21 protein-coding genes, 1 tRNA gene and 1 pseudogene are annotated in these 26,243 nt (G+C 58.2%); 2 read left to right on the top strand and 21 right to left on the bottom strand.

Going from position 1 to position 26,243, the window contains the following annotated elements:
• The 4 genes and pseudogenes from ABS758_RS14420 to rpsL all read right to left on the bottom strand — a co-directional run.
• Positions 1-75, bottom strand: a pseudogene (locus tag ABS758_RS14420) (GTP-binding protein); the annotation flags it as partial.
• Positions 76-141: 66 nt separating this feature from the next.
• Positions 142-2,244, bottom strand: coding sequence for an elongation factor G (gene fusA / locus ABS758_RS14425; protein ID WP_350384025.1), 2,103 nt, complete (start codon positions 2,242-2,244; stop codon positions 142-144).
• Between the two features lie 30 nt (positions 2,245-2,274).
• Complete coding sequence (gene rpsG / locus ABS758_RS14430; protein WP_323000328.1) at positions 2,275-2,745, bottom strand: 30S ribosomal protein S7; 471 nt, start codon at positions 2,743-2,745, stop codon at positions 2,275-2,277.
• 130 nt (positions 2,746-2,875) lie between these two features.
• Positions 2,876-3,250, bottom strand: coding sequence for a 30S ribosomal protein S12 (gene rpsL / locus ABS758_RS14435; RefSeq protein WP_291768350.1), 375 nt, complete (start codon positions 3,248-3,250; stop codon positions 2,876-2,878).
• Positions 3,251-3,794: 544 nt separating this feature from the next.
• On the opposite strand from rpsL, the gene aroQ reads away from it, so the two are divergent.
• Positions 3,795-4,259: a type II 3-dehydroquinate dehydratase gene (gene aroQ, locus ABS758_RS14440; RefSeq protein WP_350384026.1), complete on the top strand. Its 465-nt coding sequence runs from the start codon at positions 3,795-3,797 to the stop codon at positions 4,257-4,259.
• Here the strand turns inward: aroQ and ABS758_RS14445 are convergent.
• From ABS758_RS14445 to ABS758_RS14470, 6 genes are read right to left on the bottom strand one after another with little or no spacing between them, the layout of a single operon-like run.
• A complete protein-coding gene (locus ABS758_RS14445) occupies positions 4,226-5,302 on the bottom strand; it encodes an ABC transporter ATP-binding protein (RefSeq protein WP_350384022.1) in 1,077 nt (358 codons plus the stop codon). The genes aroQ and ABS758_RS14445 overlap by 34 nt on opposite strands.
• Before the next feature lie 4 nt (positions 5,303-5,306).
• Positions 5,307-6,386: an ABC transporter ATP-binding protein gene (locus tag ABS758_RS14450; protein WP_350384020.1), complete on the bottom strand. Its 1,080-nt coding sequence runs from the start codon at positions 6,384-6,386 to the stop codon at positions 5,307-5,309.
• A 7-nt stretch (positions 6,387-6,393) separates the two neighbouring features.
• Positions 6,394-7,254 carry a carbohydrate ABC transporter permease gene (locus tag ABS758_RS14455; RefSeq protein ID WP_350384019.1) on the bottom strand — a complete coding sequence of 287 codons (861 nt, stop codon included), beginning with the start codon at positions 7,252-7,254 and terminating at the stop codon, positions 6,394-6,396.
• Positions 7,254-8,138, bottom strand: coding sequence for a carbohydrate ABC transporter permease (locus tag ABS758_RS14460; protein WP_350384018.1), 885 nt, complete (start codon positions 8,136-8,138; stop codon positions 7,254-7,256). The genes ABS758_RS14455 and ABS758_RS14460 overlap by 1 nt, the downstream gene beginning before the upstream one ends.
• A gap of 21 nt (positions 8,139-8,159) precedes the next feature.
• A complete protein-coding gene (locus tag ABS758_RS14465) occupies positions 8,160-9,740 on the bottom strand; it encodes a type 2 periplasmic-binding domain-containing protein (protein ID WP_350384017.1) in 1,581 nt (526 codons plus the stop codon).
• A gap of 40 nt (positions 9,741-9,780) precedes the next feature.
• A complete protein-coding gene (locus ABS758_RS14470; protein WP_350384015.1) occupies positions 9,781-10,833 on the bottom strand; it encodes an NAD(P)-dependent alcohol dehydrogenase in 1,053 nt (350 codons plus the stop codon).
• A gap of 324 nt (positions 10,834-11,157) precedes the next feature.
• Between ABS758_RS14470 and ABS758_RS14475 the strand changes: the two genes are divergently transcribed.
• A complete protein-coding gene (locus ABS758_RS14475; RefSeq protein WP_350384014.1) occupies positions 11,158-13,044 on the top strand; it encodes a sigma-54-dependent Fis family transcriptional regulator in 1,887 nt (628 codons plus the stop codon).
• Positions 13,045-13,073: 29 nt separating this feature from the next.
• Here ABS758_RS14475 and aroE read toward each other — a convergent pair whose 3' ends face one another.
• From aroE to ABS758_RS14530, 11 genes are all read right to left on the bottom strand, one after another.
• Positions 13,074-13,886 carry a shikimate dehydrogenase gene (gene aroE / locus ABS758_RS14480; protein WP_350384013.1) on the bottom strand — a complete coding sequence of 271 codons (813 nt, stop codon included), beginning with the start codon at positions 13,884-13,886 and terminating at the stop codon, positions 13,074-13,076.
• A 156-nt stretch (positions 13,887-14,042) separates the two neighbouring features.
• A complete protein-coding gene (rpoC, locus tag ABS758_RS14485; RefSeq protein ID WP_350384012.1) occupies positions 14,043-18,305 on the bottom strand; it encodes a DNA-directed RNA polymerase subunit beta' in 4,263 nt (1,420 codons plus the stop codon).
• Positions 18,305-22,417, bottom strand: a complete 4,113-nt coding sequence (rpoB, locus tag ABS758_RS14490) for a DNA-directed RNA polymerase subunit beta (RefSeq protein ID WP_350384010.1) — start codon at positions 22,415-22,417, stop codon at positions 18,305-18,307. Before rpoB ends, rpoC begins: the two co-directional genes overlap by 1 nt.
• A 163-nt stretch (positions 22,418-22,580) precedes the next feature.
• Positions 22,581-22,958: a 50S ribosomal protein L7/L12 gene (rplL, locus tag ABS758_RS14495; protein ID WP_350384009.1), complete on the bottom strand. Its 378-nt coding sequence runs from the start codon at positions 22,956-22,958 to the stop codon at positions 22,581-22,583.
• A gap of 73 nt (positions 22,959-23,031) precedes the next feature.
• Positions 23,032-23,556 (bottom strand): 50S ribosomal protein L10, encoded by a 525-nt coding sequence (gene rplJ / locus ABS758_RS14500; protein ID WP_350384008.1) that lies wholly within the window; start codon positions 23,554-23,556, stop codon positions 23,032-23,034.
• Between the two features lie 227 nt (positions 23,557-23,783).
• Positions 23,784-24,479, bottom strand: a complete 696-nt coding sequence (gene rplA / locus ABS758_RS14505; protein ID WP_350384007.1) for a 50S ribosomal protein L1 — start codon at positions 24,477-24,479, stop codon at positions 23,784-23,786.
• Between the two features lie 2 nt (positions 24,480-24,481).
• Positions 24,482-24,916 carry a 50S ribosomal protein L11 gene (gene rplK, locus ABS758_RS14510; RefSeq protein WP_350384006.1) on the bottom strand — a complete coding sequence of 145 codons (435 nt, stop codon included), beginning with the start codon at positions 24,914-24,916 and terminating at the stop codon, positions 24,482-24,484.
• Positions 24,917-25,050: 134 nt separating this feature from the next.
• Positions 25,051-25,584 carry a transcription termination/antitermination protein NusG gene (nusG, locus tag ABS758_RS14515; protein WP_350384005.1) on the bottom strand — a complete coding sequence of 178 codons (534 nt, stop codon included), beginning with the start codon at positions 25,582-25,584 and terminating at the stop codon, positions 25,051-25,053.
• Between the two features lie 14 nt (positions 25,585-25,598).
• Positions 25,599-25,979, bottom strand: a complete 381-nt coding sequence (secE, locus tag ABS758_RS14520) for a preprotein translocase subunit SecE (RefSeq protein WP_350384003.1) — start codon at positions 25,977-25,979, stop codon at positions 25,599-25,601.
• Between the two features lie 40 nt (positions 25,980-26,019).
• Positions 26,020-26,095, bottom strand: a tRNA-Trp gene (locus ABS758_RS14525).
• Between the two features lie 77 nt (positions 26,096-26,172).
• On the bottom strand, positions 26,173-26,243 hold a 71-nt coding region (locus ABS758_RS14530), incomplete at its 5' end, for an EF-Tu C-terminal domain-related protein (protein ID WP_078536286.1).

Raw genomic sequence — 26,243 nt, forward strand, 5'->3', positions numbered from 1 at the left:
CTTGCCGTGGTCAACGTGCCCGATCGTACCGACGTTTACGTGCGGTTTGGTCCGTTCAAACTTACCTTTTGCCATGATGATTCCTGTAATTTCCTGAGAAATAAAAAGGGTAAGGTCCCGGCCTTGCGGCCGGATCCTGTGTTATTTGCCGCGAGCGGCGATCACTTCGTCGGCCACGTTGCGCGGGGCCTCGGCGTACTGCTTGAATTCCATCGTGTAGGTGGCACGACCCTGGGTTTGCGACCGCAGGCTGGTTGAATAACCAAACATCTCGGCCAGGGGAACCTCGGCCTTGATGATCTTGCCACCACCCGGGATGTCGTCCATGCCCTGAACCATACCGCGACGTGAGGACAGATCGCCCATCACTGTCCCGGCGTAGTCTTCGGGTGTTTCGACTTCGACGTGCATCATGGGCTCGAGCAGCACCGGATTTGCCTTGCGCATGCCGTCCTTGAACGCCATTGACGCAGCCATCCGGAACGCGTTTTCGTTGGAGTCCACATCGTGGTACGAACCAAAGAACAGCGTTACCTTGACATCGACCACAGGATAGCCAGCCACCACGCCTGCCGGCAAGGTTTCCTGGATCCCTTTGTCGACTGCGGGGATGTACTCGCGCGGCACCACACCGCCCTTGATGGCATCCACGAATTCGTAGCCACCGCCTGCTTCCAGGGGCTCGAGCTTGAGCACCACGTGACCATACTGACCACGACCACCGGATTGCTTGACGAACTTGCCTTCGATTTCTTCGCAGGTTTTGCGAATCGTCTCGCGGTAAGCCACTTGTGGCTTGCCGACGTTGGCTTCGACACCAAACTCGCGGCGCATGCGGTCGACCAGCACTTCGAGGTGCAGCTCGCCCATACCGGAGATGATGGTCTGGCCAGATTCTTCGTCGCTGCGCACGCGGAACGAGGGATCTTCAGCGGCCAGGCGTTGTAGGGCAATGCCCATTTTTTCCTGGTCGGCCTTGGACTTGGGCTCGACGGCCTGCGAGATCACGGGTTCGGGGAACTCCATGCGCTCGAGCAAGACGTGATCACCGACGTCGCACAGGGTTTCGCCTGTGGTGACGTCTTTGAGGCCCACCACAGCGGCGATATCACCTGCAACCACTTCTTTGATTTCAGCGCGGTTGTTGGCGTGCATTTGCAAGATACGGCCAATACGTTCTTTTTTGCCCTTGATGGGGTTAAAGACGGTATCGCCGGACTTGAGCACACCTGAATACACGCGGATGAAAGTGAGTTGGCCCACAAACGGGTCGGTCATCAGCTTGAATGCCAGAGCGGACAGCTTTTCGCCGTCATCGGCATGACGAACGATCTCGTTGCCTTCGTCATCGGTGCCACGAACCGGGGGAATATCCACAGGAGACGGCAGGTAATCGATGACAGCATCCAGCATGCGCTGAACGCCCTTGTTTTTGAAGGCGGTGCCGCAAAGCATCGGCTGGATCTCGCCCGCAATGGTGCGAATCCGGATGCCTTGGTCGATCTCCTGCTCGGTGAGCTCGCCGGTTTCGAGGTACTTGTTCATCAGTTCCTCGTTGGCCTCGGCGGCACACTCAACCAGTTTTTCGCGCCATTCGTTGGCCTGGTCTGCCAGCTCTGCAGGGATCTCGATGTAATCGAACTTGGTGCCCTGAGAGGCTTCGTCCCAGACAATGCCACGCATCTTGGTGAGGTCGATGACGCCTTTGAAGCTGTCTTCTGCACCGATCGGGATAACGATCGGCACAGGGTTGGCCTTCAGGCGCAGACGCATTTGGTCGTAGACCTTGAAGAAGTTGGCGCCCGTGCGATCCATCTTGTTGACGAAGGCCAGACGGGGTACCCCGTACTTGTTGGCCTGGCGCCATACGGTTTCGGATTGCGGCTGCACGCCACCCACAGCGCAATACACCATGCAGGCACCATCCAGCACACGCATGGAACGCTCGACTTCGATGGTGAAGTCGACGTGTCCCGGGGTGTCGATGATGTTGATGCGGTGTTCATCGTACTGGTGTTCCATACCGCGCCAGAATGCCGTGGTGGCAGCCGACGTGATGGTGATGCCGCGTTCCTGTTCCTGCTCCATCCAGTCCATGGTGGCAGAGCCTTCATGGGTTTCGCCAATTTTATGGTTGACGCCGGTATAGAACAGGATGCGCTCGGTGGTGGTTGTCTTGCCGGCATCGATGTGCGCGGAGATACCGATATTGCGGTAGCGCTGGATAGGGGTCTTGCGGGACATAATCTGTTTCCTGTTGAATGGCCGGTGGGGTTACCAGCGGAAGTGGCTGAAGGCCTTGTTGGCTTCTGCCATCTTGTGGGTATCCTCACGTTTTTTCATGGCGCCGCCGCGGCCTTCGGCAGCGTCCATGAGTTCGCCTGCGAGTCGCAGATCCATCGATTTTTCACCGCGCTTCTTGGCGGCCTCGCGCAACCAGCGCATCGCCAGGGCCAGGCGGCGCACAGGGCGCACTTCTACTGGCACTTGGTAGTTGGCACCACCCACGCGGCGGGATTTGACTTCGACCACGGGCTTGATGTTGTTGATGGCGGTATTGAAGATCTCGATGGGTTCCTTGCCCGTTTTGGCCTGGATCTGGTCAAACGCGCCGTACACGATGCGTTCTGCCACGGCTTTCTTGCCGGACAGCATGACGACGTTCATGAATTTGGCCAGCTCGACACTGCCGAACTTGGGATCAGGGAGAATTTCACGTTTGGGGACTTCGCGACGACGAGGCATTTCTGTTTCCTTGTGACGATTCAGTTGAGCCGTATTTGACGGCCTTGGCTTCTATCAAGAGAGCCACTTACCTGCCAACGCTGGATTGCGTTGGCTGCACGTTTATGACCACACAGTGGCCAAAAGCTGATTATTTCTTGGGGCGCTTGGCACCGTATTTGGAACGGGCCTGCTTGCGGTCTTTGACGCCCTGGAGATCGAGGGAGCCGCGGACGATGTGATAGCGCACACCCGGCAAGTCTTTGACACGACCGCCACGCACCAGAACCACCGAGTGCTCTTGGAGGTTGTGGCCTTCGCCACCGATGTACGAGATGACCTCGAAGCCATTGGTAAGACGCACTTTGGCGACCTTACGCAAAGCGGAGTTAGGCTTTTTAGGGGTGGTGGTGTAAACACGGGTGCAGACGCCGCGACGCTGGGGGCAATTTTCCAGCGCCGGGCTCTTGCTGCTTTCGCGACTGACTTGGCGCGGTTTGCGCAGCAGTTGAGCAATAGTAGGCATGACCTTTACGCATCCTTTGTACTTGCGTACGATTTTACGTCGATATTCAGACAGTTAGCACAACATCCGCCTGACACGAACAACGTAAAAGAGCGGGGTCTTGCACTAACCGATCAGGCAAACGCGCCTGAATATTTTTATTACTGCAACAGTAAACCTGCGGTGTTGTTACAGCTGATACTGCAGTTTTACTGCTGTGTTTTACCTGGGGCAACAAGCCTGGTGCAGCGCATACTGCAACCCGCCGCCTTTAATCGGTAAGCTCGCCAGTGTAGCACGCAAAAATCTTTGATAGCAAGCGGCCAGATACCTCATCGGCCAGCGGTCTTGCGCGGGCGTTCCTCGCGAAACAAGAAAACACCATGAGCGCCGCCGCCTGCCCGCGCCGACCGAACCGGTCGGAGATTGGGCCGCTCCACAGGGTTGCGATTCCCTGCGGCACGACATAAGCCGCTGTTGCTTCTATTCAGCATTGACAGGGGCAATCTCGCGACAAACATCACATCCTTGTATGATGGGGCGTTTGCCACCTGCCCGCGCCACCATGAAAATCCTGATCCTGCACGGCATCAACCTGAATATGCTCGGGCAGCGCGACCCCGCCCAATACGGCACACACACCCTGCAAGACATCAACCAGCAGATCAAGGCGCTGGGCCAATCCCTGGGCGCTACCATCGATACTTTTCAGTCAAACTGCGAAGGATCCTTCTGCGAACGCATCCACCAGGCCCACACGGATGGCACTGACGCCGTCGTGGTCAACGCCGGCGCCTGGACGCACTACAGCTATGGCATCCGCGACGCGCTGGCTATTCTGGCCGTGCCCGTCATCGAGGTGCATATGTCCAATATTCACGCGCGCGAAGCCTTCCGGCACCACTCGGTGCTGGCTTCTGTGGCGCTCGGGCAGATTTGCGGGTTTGGCATCGACAGCTACCTGCTGGGGCTGCGCGCGGCGGTATCCCTGGCCAATCAGCCCGCATCCATCAAACCGCCATCCAGATAATAGCGACGGCGCTCCGGCGGGAGCCACAACCAGGTGTCTCCTGTCGGGATAGCTTGCCTGCGTGCCACTTTTACCTTTAAGGTGGCACCGCCCACCATGACATCCACGACATAGGCCCGCCCCAGATCATGCTGGGCTTGCACTGTCGCGGGCACGGCACCCGCGGTACTTCGGGCAGCGAACTGCAGATGCTCGGGGCGTATGCCCAAAGAGACCGCCTGACCGGATCCCACGGCATCGACGACACTGGCCGGGGCATCGGGCAAAGGGCAGGATCCGATTGCGATACCTTCGGGTATGGATTCTAGCGCAGCAAAGTTCATCCCTGGAGAACCAATAAAGTAGCCCACATAAGTGGTGGCCGGGAACTCAAACAGAACATCCGGTGTGCCCCGTTGCACCACCCGGCCGCGATCCATGACCAGGACCTCATCGGCAATGCTCATGGCTTCATTCTGATCATGGGTCACGTAGATGACCGTTTGCCGGGCATGCTGATTGGCCTGCTTGATCTTACGCCGCAGCTCAAATTTAAGCTGCGGATCAATGACAGTCAGTGGCTCGTCCATGAGAATGGCGGCCACATCGTCGCGGACCAAACCACGCCCCAGAGAAATCAGTTGCTTTTCATCGGCCGTAAGGCTGCGGGCCGAACGGCTCAAGCGCCCCTGCAACCCCAGGATCTCGGCCACCTCTGTTACCCGGGCGCGGATCCGTGCCGCGTCATACCGGCGGCATCGCAACGGAAACGCCAGGTTTTCGTATACCGATTTTGACTGGTAGATGGCTGGGAACTGAAACACCTGAGCAATGTTGCGATGCTCGGTGCGCACCTGGCTGACGTCTGTGTCGTCAAACCGGACCACGCCCTCAGATGCACGCACCAATCCGGAAATGATGTTCAGCAGGGTTGTCTTGCCACACCCTGAGGGCCCCAGCAAAGCATACGTTTTGCCATCCTCAAAGTGCAGATCACTGGGCATCAGGGCGTATGCATCACCACCGTATTGATGCGCGATTCTATCGAGATGAATACTGGCCATCGCACTACCTCTGGATAAATGCGGGTGCTGCCATCAAGGCCCCGCTGTCTGCAGCGAACACGTACAGGCGCTCGGCAGGCACCCCCACAGAGACGCGAGCCCCCGGTGACAAGGCCTGTACACCCTCTGTTTGCAGTGTCAGTTCGCCGCAGGCCGTATCGAGATACAGGGCTGTTTCGGAACCGGTGACTTCCCGGAAGTTGACGACACCCGCCACGGTGGCACCCCCCAGAGACAAATCCCCGGCCCGAATGCCCAGGCGATACGTGCCCGGTGCCAATGCAGCCACATGCGGGGGTGCGGGCAAGCGGACCCCACCGGCCAGATCCAGATGATCGCCCTTTAGTGTGGCATCCAGAAACGACATGGGAGGGTCGCTGATGATACTGGCCACGGTTGCAGAGGCCGGTCGTTCAAAAATTTCTTCGGGGCGGCCGGCCTGCAGGACCTGGCCCTCGTGCATGACCACCAACTGATCGCTGATCAGCATCGCTTCTTCGGGATCCGTGGTGGTGTAGATCACCACCGTGTCGCGCCTGGATTTCAGCAGCCCGCGGAACTCTTCTCTGAGTTGCTCACGCAGCTTGTAATCCAGGTTGACGAGCGGCTCGTCCAGCAGCAAGATATCGACGTCCCTGGACAGGGCCCGAGCCAGGGCCACCCGCTGCTGCTGGCCGCCAGAGAGCTCGGAAGGTTTACGCTGCCTGTACTGCGAAAGCCCTACCCGATCCAGCGCCTCATCCACCCGCCGACGAATTTCATCCGCAGGCATCCTATGGCGGCGCAGTGGAAACGCCACATTGTCTTCGACATTGAGGTGCGGATAGTTGATGAACTGCTGATACACCATGGCCACATTGCGCCGCCACGCGGGGCGGGCAGACAAATCGTGCCCATCCAGCGCGAGTTCTCCGCCCAGTTGCTCCAGAAGCCCTGCAATGCCACGCAGCAAGCTCGTCTTGCCGGCCAGGGTGCGGCCAATCACTGTGGTGATCTGACCCTTGGGAAACACAAGCCGGATATCCTTTAAGTGCACGACATCGTCGATCACCGACGTCAAGCCCCTTGCCTCGAGTCCAGTCATAAGATCCTCATCGGATTGCACCGGCCAATGTGCCGCGTGACAAGTAGCGCTCTACCAGAAAGGCCACCAGAATCAATGGCGCAACCGAAACCAAAGAAGCAGCGGACAGACTCCACCACGGCGTGACGGACGAGTTGAGAGAGACAATGGCAGTTGGCAACAACTGCACATTGGTAAACGTCAGGGTGAAAGCAAAGAAGAAGTCGTTCCAGCCGAACACCAGACAGAACATGCCTGCCACGATAATCCCGGGCAAGGCATTGGGCAGAATCACCCGGATGAAAGCCTGCATCGGCGTACATCCATCCAGCATGGCCATTTCATCGATCTGCCGCGGGATATTGTTGAAGAAATCCACCAGTATCCAGACAGCGATTGGCAGCAGCAGCACGATATACACCAGCACCAGGCCCAAGCGGGTATCAAGCAAGCCCAGCCATTGCAGCATCAGGAAAAACGGGATTGCCAGCACGATAGGCGGCATGATGCGTTGCGAGATAAAGAAGAACACCAGGTCACTGTTTTTGACGAACCCCACCCGATAGCGAAACCGCGACAGACCATATGCCGCCAGCGTACCCAGTACAAGGCTGATCAGGCTGGCAGCCACCGTCACAATTAGACTATCCAGATAGGGATCCACAATATCAATGCCGCTGCTTCCACCAAAGAGATTGCGCCAGCCCTCCAGCGAGGGTTGATATTGCAGCCAGGGAACATAAGTCGCACCCCCCGTGACGCCACCAATCGATTTAAAGCTGGTGGTCAGGGCCCATAGAAACGGGCCAATGACAAACATGCTCCACAAGGCAATCAGTGCGTATTTCAGAAAAAGATAGAGTCTGCTGCTTGAGTAACTCGTATTCATCAGGTGGCTCTCCCCACAAAGATACGAACCAGCGCCTTGACGATCACCGTCAGCAAAACAATCATGATGACCAGATATGTAATCGACAAGGCAGAGGCATAGCCAATGTCAAAGTCTCTCAGGCCCCTGATATAAATGTAGTAGGCGGAGGTCTCCGTAGCGGTTCCTGGCCCACCAGAGGTCAGGGCATAAACCGTTTCCATGATCTTGGAGGCTTCAATCAGCCGGATGATGATTGCGCCGATGGATACCGGCGCCAGCAAGGGAAACGTGACATTCAAAAACGTGCGCACCGGCCCGGCCCCATCAATTGCCGCTGCCAGAAATGGTTCTCGGGGCAAACTGACCAAACCGGCCAGCATGAACAAGAACATGAACGGCGTCCACTCCCAGATCTCCACCACCATGACACTCACCAGTGCCCAGCCGCTGGAAGTGAGCCAGGGGATGGGCGCCATACCCAGCCAACGGACAATGTCGTTGGCCGGGCCCAGAGACTCATGAAAGATCGTGCGCCAGATCACTGACATGACCACTGGCGTTGTCATCATGGGCACGAGAAACAGCACACGAAAAACCCGCCGATAACGGATCTCATGCCAGACCATCAGCGCCAGGCCAAATCCCAGGACATACTGGATCAAGACGGTTGCCACCGCCATAAAGCCCAGCCGCAGCAAAGCCTGCCAGAAGCGGGTGTCGGAGAACATGTTTTGGTAGTTCTCCAACCCGATCCAACTCAGGCCGGGCGTAATCACATCCCAACCGGAGAGGCTGACACGAATCGTGAACAGCAATGGAAACAGCACAATAGCCAACAGCACCAGCAGCCCTGGTAACAGGAACAGCTGCTTATACGCGGCCAAACCAGGTGTTCTGTTCATGCCCAGCCTCCCCCGTACGGATTAACGACCGCGGTCTTCCAGCGCCACGACATTGGCATAGGCCGAACGGACTTTATCAACGCCGATCTTGTCGACAAGCTCAGTCCATTTCTTCGCCACCCCATCCAGTGCCGCCTGAGGCGTTTTTTGCCCAGCCATTGCTTCAGCAACGCCATTGGCCAAACTGGTCATGAACTGATTGACGCCCGGTACCCGCAAGTCGAAGACACGGTTGTCGCTCTTGTCCATATCGCCCAGCGTAGTGACGTATTTTTCTGCCACATCCTTGGACCAGCCCAGCTTGTCTTCCCAAAACGAAGCATCAAACTGCGACGTCCGGTACGGATTGATCCCGAAGCGGCCAATTCTCAAGTCCAGGCTGGCATTAGCCTCGTTGGAGAAAAAGCAGAGAAAATCAAACGCGATTTCCTTGTTTTTTGAGGATTTGGTGACCGCTGACGTCCAACCCCAAGTGATATACGGGGGCGCATTGGGTTTGTCGAAGTGATCCCACTTCTGGGTCTCGCGATTCCAGACTTCATGTGAACCAGGCAAGGGTGCAGGCCGCACCTTGCCCCGGATGGGATTGTCCTTTTCCATGGACTGGATAAACGCATCATCCCAGGAGTAGCTCATGAGCGTTTGGCCGCCACCAAACGAGAAGATCTCATCGCCCAGACCAAAGTTTGTTCCCCCCGGAGGGAATGCCTTCTGGGCATCAATGAACATTTCCAGACCCTTGACCCAGCCCGGATTATTGATCTGCGGCGTCATGGTCTTGAGATCAAAGAAGAATCCCCCTTTGATATTGGGATTTTTTGCGTAGGCAGCCGCCCGATCGATAAAGGCCGAGAACATCAGGTCATCGCGCTTGGTCACCTCGGCACTACCGTAGTGCAGCTTGCCATCACCGGCCCAATCCCAACCGCTGAAGAACTTGGCAATCGCGTTGTATTGCTCCCAGGTCTGGGGTGGTTTCAGATCGTTGCCGGTTTCCTTCTTGTACTTGGCCTGCATGGCAGGGTCGTTGAAAATATCGGCGCGATATTTGAGATAGTTCCGGTCGCCATCCACGGGGTACTGCACCACCTGGCTGCCCCAGGTGGCCACATCGCGATAGTTGGTCGTGACGTCTTTCATCCCGCTGGTATTCAGATATTTCTCGGGCATCGGCTCAAGAAAATCATGCAAGTCTCCAATCCAGATGGACGGATAGAACATCACGTCGTATGCCGCCTGATGCGTTTGCATTGGAATCATGATCCGTTGATACAGATCACCAAACGGCACATTCACCACATCCACCTTGGCGCCCGTCAGATCCGCAAATTGTCGGGCATGCAAAATGGTGGGCTCGCCCAGTACCGGCACGGCATGGCTGATGACTTTCAGCGTCCGCCCCTTGTAATCCTTCTTGGCGATCGCCTCATAAGAACACTGCCCCGGCACATCGGGGGCTGTGCCGTAACTGGCGTAGTCGCCATACTTGTCGTAGCTGATATCGGCAGCAAACGCTGCCTGCCCAAACATCCAGGGTGCACCTAAACCGGCAATCGCCGCCACCAACGCACCATTTTTTAGTTTCTGTTTAGTGAAGCGCATGATTTCTCCTCCAGCCACTCCGTGGCTTGTCCAACTGGTTTTATGGCACCAGAACTGCACGCCCGTGAATCTTCCCCGCGCACAAATCCTTCAGTGCCTGATTGGCATCCTTCAGCGAGTACTCTTTTGTGGTCAGGGTGATCAGCCCCCTTTCCGCCAGCACCATCAGTTCTACCAGCTCGGCCCAGGTGCCCACCAGGTTGCCGATGATGTTTTTCTCCGTGATGATCATGTCGATGGTGGGAACACGAATTTCCTCGCCATAGCCGACCACGTAGTAGTTGCCCATGGGCCGCGTCATTGCCAGCCCCTTGAAGGTGGTGCCTTTCTCACCGACAAAGTCGATCACTGCCTCGGCACCCTCGCCTTTCGTCAGCGCCAGGATGGCATCCACCTCACGGCCATCCGCACTGACCAGATGATCCGCCCCTGCACGGCGGGCAAGCTCCAGCGATTCGGCAGATTTGTCGACAACGATGACTTCTGCCGCGCACATGGCCTTCAGGCACTGAATCCCGATCAGGCCCAAACCGCCGGCACCAATCACCACGCAGTACTCCCCCGGCAACAGCAGCCGGGTTGCTTTCTTGACTGCGCGATACGCCGTCAGGCCGGCATCGGCATACGGGGCCACATTGCGCGGCTCCAGTTGTGCGGGCAGTGACACCAGATTGCGCTCGGAGGTCAGTACATACTCCGCATAACCCCCATCACAATCCAATCCGGGAAAATCCCCCGGGCCATGCATGTCCTGGCCTCTACGGCAGGCCAGACAAGTGCCCCCGGAAATTTTCGGATGCACAATCACCGCGTCACCAGGCTTGAAGGCCGTTACCTCCTTGCCAACAGCCTCAACCCAGCCTGCGTTTTCATGCCCCATGATCAGCGGCAACAGTGACTTGCCCGAGGTATCCATGTGCGGCTTCCAGATCCCCTCAATAATGTGGAGATCCGTACGGCACACACCAGCCCCACCAATGCGGACAATCACATCAGTAGATTTGCGGATCGTCGGATCAGGCACGTCTTCCAGCGACACCCACTGATCCGCAGTCAATGACTCGTCATAGTGTCTTAGAACCTGAGCTTTCATTACACATCTCCTTGTGCTGGACTGTCGGTCCAGTGTTGCGTGATGGCCAGGATTGCTCCGTCAGGCCTCACCCCATACACAAGCAAGGTCTGTGCCAACCACAGGCAAACGTGGAACACCAAGGAGAATTGCGGTGCTGGCGGATCCAGCCCGCACAGAACCCGTCCAGTTTCTGTACGGACGTACACCTCACAAGTGTTCAGAAACTGAACAATTGGCCAACACCCCATTGACAGATTGTCAGACTGCCACCCACACTGTGCCGTACAAGTTGTGTTACACACAGCCGGTTCGGCACTGCGCGCTGCTTATCCGAGGGGTGATATGCAACATTCAAATGCGGTGGGTTACGCACGAAGCTATCTGGAAGGCGGCCAGGCTATCCCGGCAGGCACGGTTGCGGCCTCTATTTCAGACAGCTGGACACGCTGTCGGGCCCAGGGTCTGGATCCTGGCATCAAGCCGGACGACACCGTGGTGTCATTTGCGCAGATCCAGCACGCCCGGGAAGAACTTCGCAACTGCCGGCGTCTTGCCCTGACAGAGATGCAGGCCTTGTATGCACAGATTCCGGGGCCAAATTTCATCCTGGCCTTCGCCGACCGCCACGGCCTGATCATCGACACCATCAGCGATACCCACTTCTCCCGCACCAAGGCCGGAAAATCCATCATCCCGGGCAGCGCCTGGCACGAATCCGCACACGGCACCAATGCACTGGGCCTCACCGTCATTCATGGCCGGGCCTCGCGGGTATATGGCAGCGAACACTATTTTTCCGACGACGCACACCTCAGCTGCATCGCCGCCCCCATCTTCAACATGCACGGCCAGATGATCGGTGCACTGGATGCCAGCTGTGCCAATGCCACACGCCAGCAGCACACCGAGGTACTGGTCAAAATGGCCGCCACGCAGGTCAGTAATTCGCTTTTTCTGATCGAACAACCAGGGTTTTACGTATTTGCTTTTCATCCGCGGGCCGAATACCTGGACACTTTGTCTACCGGCCTGATCGCAGTTTCCGATGATGGCGAAATCATTTCGGTCAATCGATACGGAAAAGCCTTTCTGGATGAACGCAGCTCTTTAACCGGACACGGCTTTGAAACCGTCTTCAACTGCGCATTCGGGCCCATGCTGCAACGGCTGCTGGCGGGAGACACCGTGCAGGTTCGCGACCAGATCGGCGGCAGCGTCTTTATGCAGTGCCGGCAGGTAGCCCGAGGCGCAGCACGCGCCACACGGGCCGCTTCAGGCGCAGTAGAGAACCCCCATCACAAAACAGCCGAAGGTTTTATTGCTGCCGATCCAAAAATCCAGGAGTCATTGGGCCTGGTTGCCCGGGCCACCCGCCTGGGCATGCCGATTCATATCTTTGGTGAAACCGGTACTGGCAAAGAGCTCATGGCTCGCGAGGTTCATCGCCTCAGCCAAAGAAGCGGACCGTTCATTGCTGTCAATTGTGGAGCCATCCCCGAGGCGCTATTTATCTCCGAATTGTTTGGCTACGAGCCCGGTGCCTACACCAACGCCAACCGGCAGGGGGCGCCTGGTCTGATCCGCCAGGCGGACAAAGGCACGCTGTTTCTGGACGAAGTGGCCGAGATCCCTCTGGCGGCACAAGCGGTATTACTGCGCTTTCTGGACAACATGGAGGTGCAGCCCCTGGGCGGTGGGAGGGCCAGCAAGGTTAACGTTCAAATTGTCTCTGCCACCAACCATGCGCTCGAGAAAAACCTCAACAACCATACCTTCAGATCTGATCTTCTGTTCAGGCTGAACGCCCTGACCATCACGCTGCCACCGCTGCACGAGCGCCAGGACTTCGATGCAATCACCCGTTATTTGCTGGCAGAGCTCTCGCCAGGCAGCGTCATCACCGACGCGGGGATCTCACGGCTGCAAGGCCTGCCCTGGACAGGCAATATCCGCCAACTGCGAAACTATCTGCAGCGTCTGGTGGTTTTTCATGCGGACGGCAGCCCCATCGACGAAGCCTTGATTGGCCAACATAGCCAAGATACCTTGGCCGGCACCGCCAGCCAGGCTTGCCGCGCCTGTGCGGGGCACCCGCTAAAAGAAGCCGAGTGCCTGCAAATCAGGGCAAGCTACGAAGCCAATCACCACAATATTTCACAAACTGCCCGGCAGCTGAATCTATCGCGCACCACGGTGTACAAACACCTCGAGACTGCAAGAAGCAAGTAAGCCGCTTGTTGGCTGTGCCCGCCCGGTAGTTACCCTTGTCGCAGTTGCTGCAATACCGGCAGCACGTCCGGCAGCACGCCGCGCCACAGCCGGAAGGATTCTGCGGCCTGGCCCACCAGCATCCCCAATCCATCGGTAATGCGCGCAACGCCTTGCCGGCGTGCCTCTTGCATGAAGGGTGTCTGACGGCCGTACGACATCTCATAGGCCAACGCCCCGGGTGCATACAGCCCATCGCCAAGGTTCAAGGGGGCATCCGAAAGCCCGGTAGACGTGGCATTGATGACAACATCAAAATGCTGCTTGCCCGCCAGTTCAAACCCCCCTGCTCTTACCGGGTAGCGCGTGGCCCAGTTATCAGCCAGCGCACGGGCCTTTTGGGGGCTGCGATTGACGATCAGCAAATCGGCCGGGCCCGCTTGCAACAAAGGTAAGAGCACACCCCGCGCGGCACCGCCAGCACCCACCAGCAGCACCCGGCACCCAGCCAGGCGCAGCCCGATACGGTCCTGAATATCGTTGACCAGGCCTACTCCATCGGTGTTATCGCCCACGATACCTTCTGGTGTGAAGCTGAGCGTGTTAACCGCCTGCGCGGCCTGCGCGCGCTCGCTGAGCCGCCCGGACAACGCCAGGGCATCCAGCTTGAACGGCGCGGTGACGTTCATGCCACAACCGCCGTCAGCTATAAACTGGCGCACCACGGTTTCGAAGGTTTCGGGGGTGGCCAATAGCGCATCATAAGAAAGATCGTGGCCCAGCTGCCGTGCGAACGCAGCATGAATCAGGGGCGACTTGGACTGGGCGATGGGGTTGCCGATAACGGCGTAATGGTCGGTCATGCGAAGCCTGCGGGAGACAGCCGTGAAAGAGGCATAGCGTAGCAAACATTTGAGCACGGGCAGCAGCGGTGCGTTGACGGTACTTTCGACAGACGAAAAAAAACGCCGCCCCGGAAAATCCCGGGAGCGGCGTTTCAGCCAGCCTGAGCGCCTGGCTTAGTCTTCAGCCGGCGTCTCGCCGTCTGTTGACGAAGGGGCCTCTGCGCCAGCATCATCCGAGCCGACATGCGCAACCTCGGAAGAGTCGCCAAACGGGTTGGCCAACTCGCGGGCGGCTGCACGCTCGGCTGCCTCGAAGATCTCTCTGTCGTGGCGAGCGATGTGATAGGACATCCCGGTACCTGCGGGAATCAGACGGCCCACGATGACGTTTTCCTTCAAACCGCGAAGGTCGTCGCGCTTGCCCATGATTGCCGCTTCGGTCAGCACCCGGGTGGTTTCCTGGAAGGACGCCGCCGAGATGAACGAATCGGTAGACAAGGAAGCCTTGGTAATACCCAGCAGCACGTTGTCGTATGTTGCCGGCAACTTGCCGTCGGCATCCATGCGATCGTTGGCGTTCAGCAGCTCGGCGCGTTCTACTTGTTCGCCGGTGATGAAGTCGGTATCGCCCGGGTTGGTGATGTTTACACGACGCAGCATCTGACGCACGATGACTTCGATGTGCTTGTCGTTGATCTTCACACCTTGCAGACGATACACGTCCTGCACTTCGTTGACGATGTACGAAGCCAGCGGCTCGATACCCTGCAAGCGCAGGATGTCGTGCGGATCGGCCGGGCCGTCCACCACGAGCTCGCCCTTGTTGACCACCTGGCCATCGTGCACCAGCACCTGCTTCTCTTTGGAGATCAGGAACTCATGGCTCACGCCGTCCATATCGGTGATCACCAGGCGCTGTTTGCCCTTGGTGTCCTTGCCAAACGAAACCGTACCGGTTACTTCGGCCAGCACACCGGCATCCTTGGGCGAACGGGCTTCGAAGAGCTCGGCCACACGCGGCAGACCACCGGTGATGTCGCGGGTCTTTTGGGATTCTTGCGGAATCCGTGCGAGGAAATCACCCACACCCACAGCCTGCCCATCGCGCACCGTGATCAGTGCGCCCACTGGCAGGGAAATCGCCACGGCGTGATCGGTACCCGCCACCTTGATCTCCTGGCCCTGCTCGTCCAGCAACAAGATCTGCGGACGACCCGCACCCTTGGCACTGCCGCGGGTCTTGGGCGTGATCACCACCAAGGTGGACAAGCCGGTGATTTCGTCAACCTGACGGGCCACCGTGACGCCTTCCTCGACGTTGGCAAAGCGGATCGTCCCGGTGTACTCGGACACGATCGGTCGGGTCAGCGGATCCCAGGTGGCCAACTTGGTGCCGGCCTTGATGGTATCGCTGTCGCCCACCAGGATGGTGGCGCCGTACGGCACTTTATGACGTTCACGTTCGCGACGGTTATCGTCGTACACCACGATTTCACCCGAGCGGGACACCGCAATGCGGTCGCCCTTGGCGTTGGTGAGGTAGCGCAGGCCAATCGCAAAGCCGATCGTACCGGTGGATTTGGTCTCGACGGAGCTTGCCAGCGCATTACGCGAGGCGGCACCACCAATGTGGAAGGTGCGCATGGTGAGCTGCGTGCCCGGCTCGCCAATCGACTGGGCAGCGATAACACCAACGGCCTCGCCCTTGTTGACCAAGGAACCACGACCGAGGTCACGCCCGTAGCAATGTGCGCACAGACCATGGCGGGTTTCGCAGGTAAGCGGCGTACGGATCTTGACTTCGTCGATCCCCAGCTCTTCGATGAGCTCGACCTTGTTCTCGTCCAGCAGTGTGCCGGCCGTGATCACGGTTTCCTGAGTGTCGGGATTAACGACATCGATGGCCGCCACACGACCCAGCACCCGATCGCCCAGCGCCTCGACGACTTCGCCGCCCTCGAGCAGGGCTTTCATGACATAGCCGTGCGAAGTGCCGCAATCGTCTTCGGTGATGACGAGATCCTGGGTGACGTCAACCAGACGACGCGTGAGGTAACCCGAGTTGGCCGTCTTCAGCGCCGTATCCGCCAGGCCCTTACGGGCACCGTGGGTGGAGATGAAGTACTGCAACACGTTCAGGCCTTCACGGAAGTTGGCCGTGATGGGGGTTTCGATGATGGAGCCGTCCGGCTTGGCCATCAGGCCACGCATCCCCGCCAGCTGGCGGATCTGGGCGGCAGAACCCCGGGCACCAGAGTCGGCCATCATGTAGATGGAATTGAAGGACTCCTGGCGCGTTTCCTTGCCATGGCGATCCAGCACGGGCTCGGTGGACAATTGCTCCATCATGGCCTTGCCGACGCGATCACCGGCCTTGCCCCAGATATCCACCACGTTGTTGTAGCGCTCTTGCGACGTCACCAGACCCGACGAGTATTGACGGTCGATCTCTTTGACTTCGCTGGAGGCCTGAGCCAGGATCTGCTCTTTGACGTCCGGCACAATCATGTCGCCCATCGCAATCGACACACCCGCGCGGGTGGCCAGGCGATAGCCGGACTGCATCAGCTTGTCGGCAAAGATCACTGTGGCGCGCAGGCCACAACGGCGATAGCACATATTGATGAGCTTGGAGATTTCTTTTTTCTTCAGTGCTTTGTTAAGCACCGAGAACGGCAGCCCCTGAGGCAGAATCTCGGACAACAGCGCACGGCCCACCGTGGTTTGATGACGGTGGATCTGCTCTTGCAATTCGCCATCCTCACCCCTCACGTATTCGGGGATGCGGGTGGTGATCCGGGTTTGCAGCTCGACTTCGTGGTTGTCGTAGGCGCGCTGCACCTCGGCCAGATCGGCCAGGAACATGCCCTCGCCCTTGCCGTTGATGCGCTCGCGGCTGGCATAGTACAGACCCAGCACGATATCTTGCGACGGCACAATGGCGGGTTCGCCGTTGGCCGGGAAGAGCACGTTGTTGGAAGCCAGCATCAGCGTGCGGGCCTCAAGTTGCGCCTCGAGGGACAGCGGCACGTGTACAGCCATCTGGTCGCCGTCGAAGTCGGCGTTAAACGCCGCGCACACCAGCGGATGCAGCTGGATGGCCTTGCCTTCGATCAGTTGCGGCTCGAAGGCCTGGATGCCCAGACGGTGCAGGGTTGGTGCGCGGTTAAGCATCACCGGGTGCTCGCGAATCACTTCTTCGAGGATATCCCAGACCACAGGCTCCTGGCTTTCAACCAGCTTCTTGGCCGCCTTGATAGTGGTGGCCAGACCCATCATCTCGAGACGATTGAAGATGAATGGCTTGAAGAGCTCGAGGGCCATCAGCTTGGGCAGACCGCACTGATGCAGACGCAGTTGCGGGCCCACGACAATGACAGAACGACCGGAGTAGTCGACACGCTTGCCCAGCAGGTTTTGGCGGAAACGACCGCTCTTGCCCTTGATCATGTCGGCCAGGGACTTGAGCTGGCGCTTGTTGGCGCCCGTCATGGCCTTGCCGCGACGGCCATTGTCCAGCAGGGAATCAACGGCCTCTTGCAGCATGCGCTTCTCGTTGCGCAGGATGATGTCCGGCGCCTTGAGCTCGAGCAGGCGTTTGAGGCGGTTGTTGCGGTTGATCACGCGACGATAGAGGTCGTTGAGATCGGACGTAGCGAAGCGTCCGCCATCCAGCGGTACCAACGGGCGCAGATCCGGCGGCAGCACCGGCAGCACTTCCATGATCATCCAGTCGGGCTTGATGCCCGACTTCTGGAAGCCTTCAAGTACCTTGAGGCGCTTGGAGATCTTCTTGATCTTGGCATCCGAGCCGGTTGCCTTGAGCTCGGCGCGCAGGCGCTCGACTTCGGAGTCGATGTCGATTGTGCGCAGCAGCTCACGCACGGCCTCCGCACCCATCAGGGCATGGAAGTCGTCGCCGTATTCTTCGGTTTTGGCCAGGTAATCGTCGTCGGACATGATCTGGCCGCGCTTGAGCGGTGTCATGCCGGGTTCGATCACGCACCAGGCTTCAAAGTACAGCACGCGTTCGATATCGCGCAGCGTCATGTCCAGAACCATGCCCAGGCGCGACGGCAGGGACTTCAGGAACCAGATATGCGCCACCGGGCTGGCCAGCTCGATGTGGCCCATGCGCTCGCGGCGCACCTTGGCCACGGTGACTTCGACACCGCATTTTTCGCAGATCACACCACGGTGCTTGAGGCGCTTGTACTTGCCGCACAAGCACTCGTAGTCTTTGATCGGGCCAAAGATCTTGGCGCAGAACAGACCGTCGCGTTCGGGTTTGAAGGTACGATAGTTGATGGTCTCAGGCTTGCGGACCTCGCCAAAGGACCACGAGCGGATCTTTTCGGGCGAAGCGATGCCGATCTTGATGGCATCGAATTGCTCGTCCTGAGAGACTTGCTTGAAGAGATCGAGTAGCGCTTTCATTATTTACGCTCCAGATCCATGTCCAGGGACAAGGATCGAATTTCCTTGACCAGCACGTTGAAGGATTCGGGCATGCCCGCATCAATCACGTGATCGCCCTTCACGATGTTCTCATAGACCTTGGTACGGCCAGAGATATCGTCGGACTTCACGGTCAACATTTCTTGCAGGGTATAGGCGGCACCGTAGGCTTCGAGTGCCCAGACTTCCATCTCGCCGAAGCGCTGACCACCAAACTGTGCCTTGCCGCCCAGCGGTTGCTGGGTAACCAGGGAGTACGGGCCGGTGGAACGCGCGTGCATCTTGTCGTCCACCAAGTGGTGCAGCTTGAGGAAGTGCATGTAGCCTACTGTTACCGGGCGTTCGAATTGCTCGCCTGTGCGGCCATCGGTCAGCCAGGCTTGCGTACGACCGCTGGTGAGCTTGAGCTGCTCGGCGACGTCGTCCGGATAGGCAATCTCGAGCATGCGGGTGATGTCTTCTTCGGTGGCACCATCAAACACCGGGGTGGCCAGCGGCACACCACGACGCAGATTGTTGGCCATCGTCAGAATCTCATCATCCGACAGGGTGCTGAGTTTGACCTCGCCACCGCAGGCGTTGTAGATGCCTTCGAGTGTCTTGCGCACGGCCTTGACCTGAACGCCACGTTCTTGGTCGAGCATGTCGGCCACGCGTTGACCCAGACCGCGGGCAGCCCAGCCCAAGTGAACCTCAAGCACCTGACCAATGTTCATCCGCGAGGGCACGCCCAGCGGGTTAAGAACGATGTCCACCGGGGTGCCATCAGCCATATGCGGCATGTCTTCGATTGGGGTGATGCGTGACACCACACCCTTGTTGCCGTGACGGCCGGCCATTTTGTCGCCAGGTTGCAGGCGGCGCTTGACGGCGAGGTAAACCTTGATCATCTTCAGCACACCCGGGGGCAACTCATCGCCCTGGGTAAGCTTCTTGCGCTTTTCTTCAAAGGCCAGATCGAACTGGTGACGCTTTTGTTCGAGGGCGTCTTTAACCTGCTCGAGCGCCACAGCCGCGTCTTCGTCGGCCAGGCGGATATCGAACCACTGCCAGCGATCCACGTCATCGAGGTACTCGGCGGCGAGTTCGGTGCCCTTGGCCAGCTTGCGCGGGCCGCCATTGGCGGTTTTGCCCAGCAGTTGCTTGCGCAGACGATCAAAGGCATCGTTTTCGACGATGCGCAGCTGATCGTTGAGGTCTTGGCGATAGCGGCGCAGTTCATCGTCGATGATGGACTGGGCACGCTTGTCGCGATCGATGCCTTCGCGGGTAAAGACTTGCACATCAATGACCGTACCGACCATGCCCGAGGGCACGCGCAGCGACGTGTCTTTGACATCAGAGGCTTTCTCGCCAAAGATGGCGCGCAGCAGCTTTTCTTCGGGGGTAAGCTGGGTTTCGCCCTTGGGCGTTACCTTGCCGACCAGCACGTCATCAGCGCGGACCTCTGCGCCAATGTGCACGATACCGGAGTCGTCCAGACGATTAAGCTGGGTTTCCGCCAGGTTGGAGATATCGCGAGTGATTTCCTCGGCGCCCAACTTGGTATCACGAGCCACCACGGTCAGCTCTTCGATGTGGATCGACGTGTAGCGGTCGTCGGCCACGATGCGCTCGGAGATCAACACCGAGTCTTCGAAGTTATAGCCGTTCCAGGGCATGAAGGCGATCAGCATGTTCTGACCCAGGGCGAGTTCGCCCAGATCGCTGGATGCGCCATCGGCCAGGACGTCGCCCCGCGCCACCAGATCGCCCCGCGCCACGATAGGCCGCTGGTTGATGTTGGTGTTTTGGTTGGAACGCGTATATTTCTTGAGGTTGTAGATATCGACACCCACCTCGCCGGCGATATTTTCATCGTCGTTGACGCGGATCACGACGCGCTCGGCGTCGACGAAATCAACAATACCGCCTCGGGTGGCCTGCACGGTGGTGCCGGAGTCGACCGCCACGGTGCGCTCGATACCCGTGCCCACCAGGGGCTTTTCGGGACGCAGGCAAGGCACGGCCTGGCGTTGCATGTTGGCACCCATCAGGGCCCGGTTGGCGTCATCGTGCTCGAGGAATGGAATCAGTGAAGCTGCCACCGATACGATCTGTGACGGCGCCACGTCCATGTAGTGCACATTGGACGGTGCAGTCAGCATGGTTTCACCGGCTTCGCGGCACGCCACGAGATCGTCGACAAAATGGCCTTCTTCATTCAGATGCGCATTGGCCTGGGCGATGACGTACTTGCTTTCTTCGATGGCAGACAGATACTCGATCTGGTCGGACACACGGCCATCGATGATCTTGCGATACGGTGTTTCGAGGAAGCCGTATTCGTTCAGGCGGGCATACAGGGCCAGCGAGTTGATCAGACCGATGTTTGGGCCTTCAGGCGTTTCGATCGGGCACACGCGACCATAGTGGGTTGGGTGCACGTCGCGCACCTCAAAGCCGGCACGTTCGCGGGTAAGACCGCCGGGTCCCAGGGCCGAGACACGACGCTTGTGCGTGATCTCGGACAGCGGGTTGGTTTGGTCCATAAACTGCGACAGCTGGCTGGAACCAAAGAACTCTTTGATGGCGGCAGAGATCGGCTTGGAATTGATCAAGTCGTGCGGCATCAGGTTTTCGGTCTCGGCCTGGCCCAGACGTTCTTTGACTGCGCGCTCTACCCGCACCAGACCGGCGCGGAACTGGTTCTCTGCCAGTTCGCCCACGCAACGCACCCGCCGATTGCCCAGGTGATCGATGTCATCGATCTGGCCACGGCCATTGCGCAGATCCACGAGGATCTTGATGGTGTGCAGGATATCGTCGTCGGTGAGTGTCAGCGGACCTTCGTTGCCTTCGTTCAGGCCCAGGCGGCTGTTTACCTTCATCCGGCCCACGCGCGACAGATCGTAGGTGTCTTCGGAATAGAACAGACGCTGGAACAGCGCTTCGACGGCTTCTTCGGTGGGCGGCTCGCCCGGGCGCATCATGCGATAGATGGCCACGCGGGCAGCCATCTGATCGACGGTCTCATCAGTGCGCAGGGTTTGCGAGATATACGCCCCCTCGTTGAGCTCGTTGATGTACAGGGTTTCGATATCGCGCACACCCGAGGTACGGATCTCGGCCAACAGGGACTCGGTGATCTCGTCGTTGGCCTGGGCCAGCACTTCACCGGTATCCGGGCTGATGATGTTTTTAGCCAGCACGCGGCCCAGCAGGTAATCCTCGGGCACTGAGATGTGATCGACACCGGCTGCGGTGAGATCACGCAGATGTTTGGCGTTGATGCGTTTGTCTTTTTCGACAATCACATTGCCTTTTTTGTCGGCAATGTCAAAACGCGCCACTTCACCTTTCCAGCGCTCAGGCACAAACTCGAGCATTCCGCCTTCGTTGTGCAGGGCGATGTGATCGAATTGAGAGAAATACGCCAGAATGGCTTCGGACGTCATGCCCAAGGCCTTCAGCAAAATGGTGACTGGCATCTTGCGACGACGGTCGATCCGGAAGAACAGGATGTCCTTGGGATCGAATTCGAAATCGAGCCACGAGCCACGGTAAGGTATCACACGGGCGGAAAACAACAGCTTGCCCGAGCTGTGGGTTTTGCCACGGTCGTGCTCAAAGAACACGCCAGGCGAGCGGTGCAACTGCGACACAATCACACGCTCGGTGCCATTAATCACAAAAGAGCCCGTGTCTGTCATGAGCGGAATCTCGCCCATGTAGACTTCTTGCTCTTTGACTTCTTTAACGGTGGGCTTGCTGACTTCGCGGTCCATCAGGACCAGACGAACCTTGGCGCGCAGCGGTGATGCGTAGGTAAGACCACGCAGCTGGCATTCCTTGACATCAAAAACTGGCGTACCCAGCACATAGCTGACAAATTCCAGACGCGCCATCTGGTTATGGCTGACAATCGGAAATATCGAATTGAAGGCAGCTTGCAGACCTTCTTCTTTGCGTTTCGCGGATGCAGTATCCGACTGCAGGAAGGTCCTGAACGATTGCAATTGTGTCGCCAGCAGATACGGGACGTCCTGAACGTCTGCACGCTTGGCGAAGCTTTTGCGTATGCGCTTCTTTTCGGTGTACGAATAAGGCATGAGCACTCCGACTCGAGGGTTGCTTAGGCCGTTAACCACGGCCATGGTTTACGACTCCAGAAAGCCCGGCTCAGGCTGTTGTAAAAACCAGACAGAACCAGGTTTTCTGGAAACGCAAAAGCCCGGGAAGGCTTGAGACTTCCCGGGCGCGGCAAACAAGGTCTTACTTGAGTTCGACCTTGGCGCCGGCTTCTTCCAGCTTCTTCTTGGCTTCTTCGGCGCCAGCCTTGTCCACGCCTTCCTTGACGGGCTTCGGTGCACCATCAACCAAGTCTTTGGCTTCTTTCAAGCCCAGACCGGTGATTTCGCGAACGGCCTTGATGACGCTGACCTTGTTGGCACCGATTTCGGCCAGAACGACCGTGAACTCGGTTTGCTCTTCAGCGGCAGCAGCGCCACCAGCGGCGGGGGCAGCAGCCACAGCCACAGCGGCGGCAGCGGCGGACACGCCGAATTTCTCTTCCATTTCTTTGATCAGCTCGGACAGTTCGAGCACGCTCATGGCGGCGATCGCGTCCAGGATTTCAGCTTTAGTTGCCATTTTTAGAACTCCAGATAATTAAATAAGCCAGGTTTGGTTGTCGCTTGTAACGACGAAGTGATCCAGCAGCTGCTTACGCGGCTTCTTTTTGATCGCGCACAGCTGCGAGGCCGCGAACGAACTTGGTGGGTACTTCGTTGAGCGTACGCACAAACTGAGCGATGGGCGCCTGCATGGTGCCCAACAGCTTCGACAGCAATTCCTCGCGCGACGGCATCGTGGCCAGAGCCTTGACACCATCCTGGCTCAGCAGGCTGTTGGGCAATGCCCCACCTGTGATGACCAGTTTGTCGTTGGTTTTCGCGAAATCGGCCAAAACTTTGGCAGCCGACACCGGGTCGGTGCTGATCCCGTAGATCAGCGGACCGGTGAGTTGAGCCGACAAGCCCTCGAAGGGCGTGCCAGCCAAGGCACGGCGCACCAGCGTATTTTTGAGAACACGCAGGTAGACACCCGATTCACGCGCAGTTTTGCGCAATACGGTTACAGAGGCGACGTCCAGACCACGATACTCAGCAATGATGATCGATTGGGCGCGGCCGACTTCGGCAGCAACTTCTTCGATGACCACAGCCTTTTCTTGGCGATTGAGACTCATGGTTGAACACTCCTTCAAACGATGTCCGGTTTCCCGGTACATCAACCGAATGCGGCGCACCTGGTCGAGTTCGTGATGAATTCTTCCTGGGCGCCGTCTACGCTGGATCCGGTAAACAACCCGGGATTAAGCTCTTTGCCTAAAAACAGCCAGGCTTGGAGCTCCAGCGGTCTTTGACAGCGATGTCCGACCCCAATGGCCGGACATGGCCCAAAGTTCTTTTTGTCTTAGACCGCCAAAGAGGCGATTTCGACACGTGCCCCGCCACCCATGGTGGAAGACACGGCAACCTTACGCAGATAGATCCCCTTGGCTGCCGTCGGGCGGGCCTTGTTCAGGGCGTCGATCAGGGCGCTGAGGTTAGACTGCAATTTTTCGACATCAAACGATGCACGGCCGATGGTGGCGTGGATGATGCCCGCTTTGTCGGTACGGTACTGAACCTGACCCGCCTTGGCGTTTTTCACGGCCGTGACGACATCCGGGGTAACCGTGCCAACTTTAGGGTTAGGCATCAGGCCACGGGGGCCCAGCACTTGACCCAAGGCACCCACGACACGCATGGTGTCGGGCGAGGCGATCACGACGTCGAAGTCGATGTTGCCGGCCTTGATGCTGGCAGCAAGGTCGTCCAGGCCAACGATGTCGGCGCCGGCTTCTTTGGCGGCTTCGGCTTTTTCGCCTTGGGCGAACACCGCAACACGCACCGATTTACCGGTACCGGCGGGCAGCACGACAGAACCACGAACGAGTTGGTCGGATTTCTTGGGGTCGATGCCCAGTTGCACGGCGACGTCGATGGATTCATCGAACTTGGCTGTGGCGGTATCTTTGACCAGCGCCAGGGCGTCGGCCACGGGATACATTTTGGTGCGATCGATCTTGGCAGCGATTGCTGCAGCGCGTTTGCTAAGCTTTGCCATGATTAGACCACCCCTTCAACGTCGATACCCATGCTGCGGGCGCTACCGGCGATGGTGCGAACCGCGGCGTCCAGATCGGCAGCCGTCAGATCCGGCTCTTTGGTTTTGGCGATTTCTTCAGCCTGCGCGCGCGTCAGCGTACCCACTTTTTCGGTGTTGGGACGGGCCGAAGCCTTTTGGATGCCAGCCGCCTTTTTGATCAGGATCGTGGCCGGCGGAGTCTTCATGATGAACGTGAAGCTCTTGTCGGCAAAGGCAGTGATCACCACTGGAATCGGCAGACCGGGCTCCATGCCCTGCGTCTTGGCGTTGAACGCCTTGCAGAATTCCATGATGTTCAGACCGCGTTGACCCAATGCCGGGCCAATCGGGGGGGATGGATTGGCCTTACCAGCTGGCACTTGCAGCTTGATGAAGCCGACGATTTTTTTCGCCATGTGAGACTCCTTTCGGGTAATCGCGCCCACCTGTTGAGGGAGGGCTCCCCGGGGTTAAAAATGCCGCCCTGTGGTGCTGACGCATGGGCTGCTAACTGCACAGTCCACAAACAGACGCCACGGGGAGGAGAGCGTCAGACCTTTTCGACCTGACTGAAATCGAGCTCGACCGGGGTGGCACGACCAAAAATCGTGACCGACACACGAACCTTGCTTTTTTCGTAGTTGACTTCTTCGACGTTGCCGTTGAAGTCGGCAAACGGGCCTTCTTTGACGCGAACGGATTCGCCAACTTCGAAAAGCACTTTGGGACGGGGTTTCTCGACGCCTTCTTCCATTTGCGAGAGGATCTTCTCGACCTCGCGCTCGGAGATGGGTGCCGGGCGATTACCGGAGCCGCCCAGGAAACCGGTTACCCGGTTGGTGCTTTTGACCAGATGCCAGCTTTCGTCGGTGAGATCCATCTCGACCAGGACATAGCCCGGGAAAATACGACGCTCGGAGATGGACTTGCGGCCATCCTTGATCTCGACGACTTCTTCGGAAGGCACCAGAATGCGGCCGAAGGCCTCTTGCAGCCCAGCGCGTTCGATGCGTTCGATCAGCGCCTTATGGACGCTTTTTTCCATGCCAGAATAGACATGGACAACATACCAGCGTTTGTTCATGCGGAATTTTTTCCTTAGTTCCAGCCCAGCAGCAGACCGTAGATGATCCAGCCCAGCAGCTTGTCAGCCACCCACAACAGGGCTCCCATGGCAACCACAAAGGCGAACACAATCGCTGTCATGCGCGTGGTTTCCTGGCGTGTGGGCCAGACTACGCGGCGCGTCTCGTTGTAAGCCTCGCGGGCAAAGGCCAGCGTGCGGCGGCCGGTGTCACTGAAGCCTGCAATCAGTGCGGCGACAACCACACCCGCGATAAATACGCCTACGCGGACATATACGGATTGGTCGATGAGGACCGAATACGCCACAATACCTGCCGCGAGGATAAGCACAGCCAGGCCGAGTTTAAGGCGATCGGCGGTACGGTTGACTGTTTGGATGTTCTGTTGCGACATATTTTGGCGTTTGACACCGCGCAAGCGGTGATGTGATCGGTGGCAGGGGCAGAAGGAATCGAACCCTCAACCTTCGGTTTTGGAGACCGACGCTCTGCCAATTGAGCTATACCCCTAGACCTAAAAACGATGGTGCGTTGCCGCACCGTCGTTTAAAAGCGTGGCGGGCGACCAGCCCACCATTGTACATCAATTACTTGATGATTTTGGCAACGACGCCGGCGCCCACGGTGCGGCCACCTTCGCGGATGGCAAAACGCAGAC

This window comes from Castellaniella sp. FW104-7C03 (assembly GCF_040276085.1).
Taxonomy (GTDB): domain Bacteria; phylum Pseudomonadota; class Gammaproteobacteria; order Burkholderiales; family Burkholderiaceae_B; genus Castellaniella.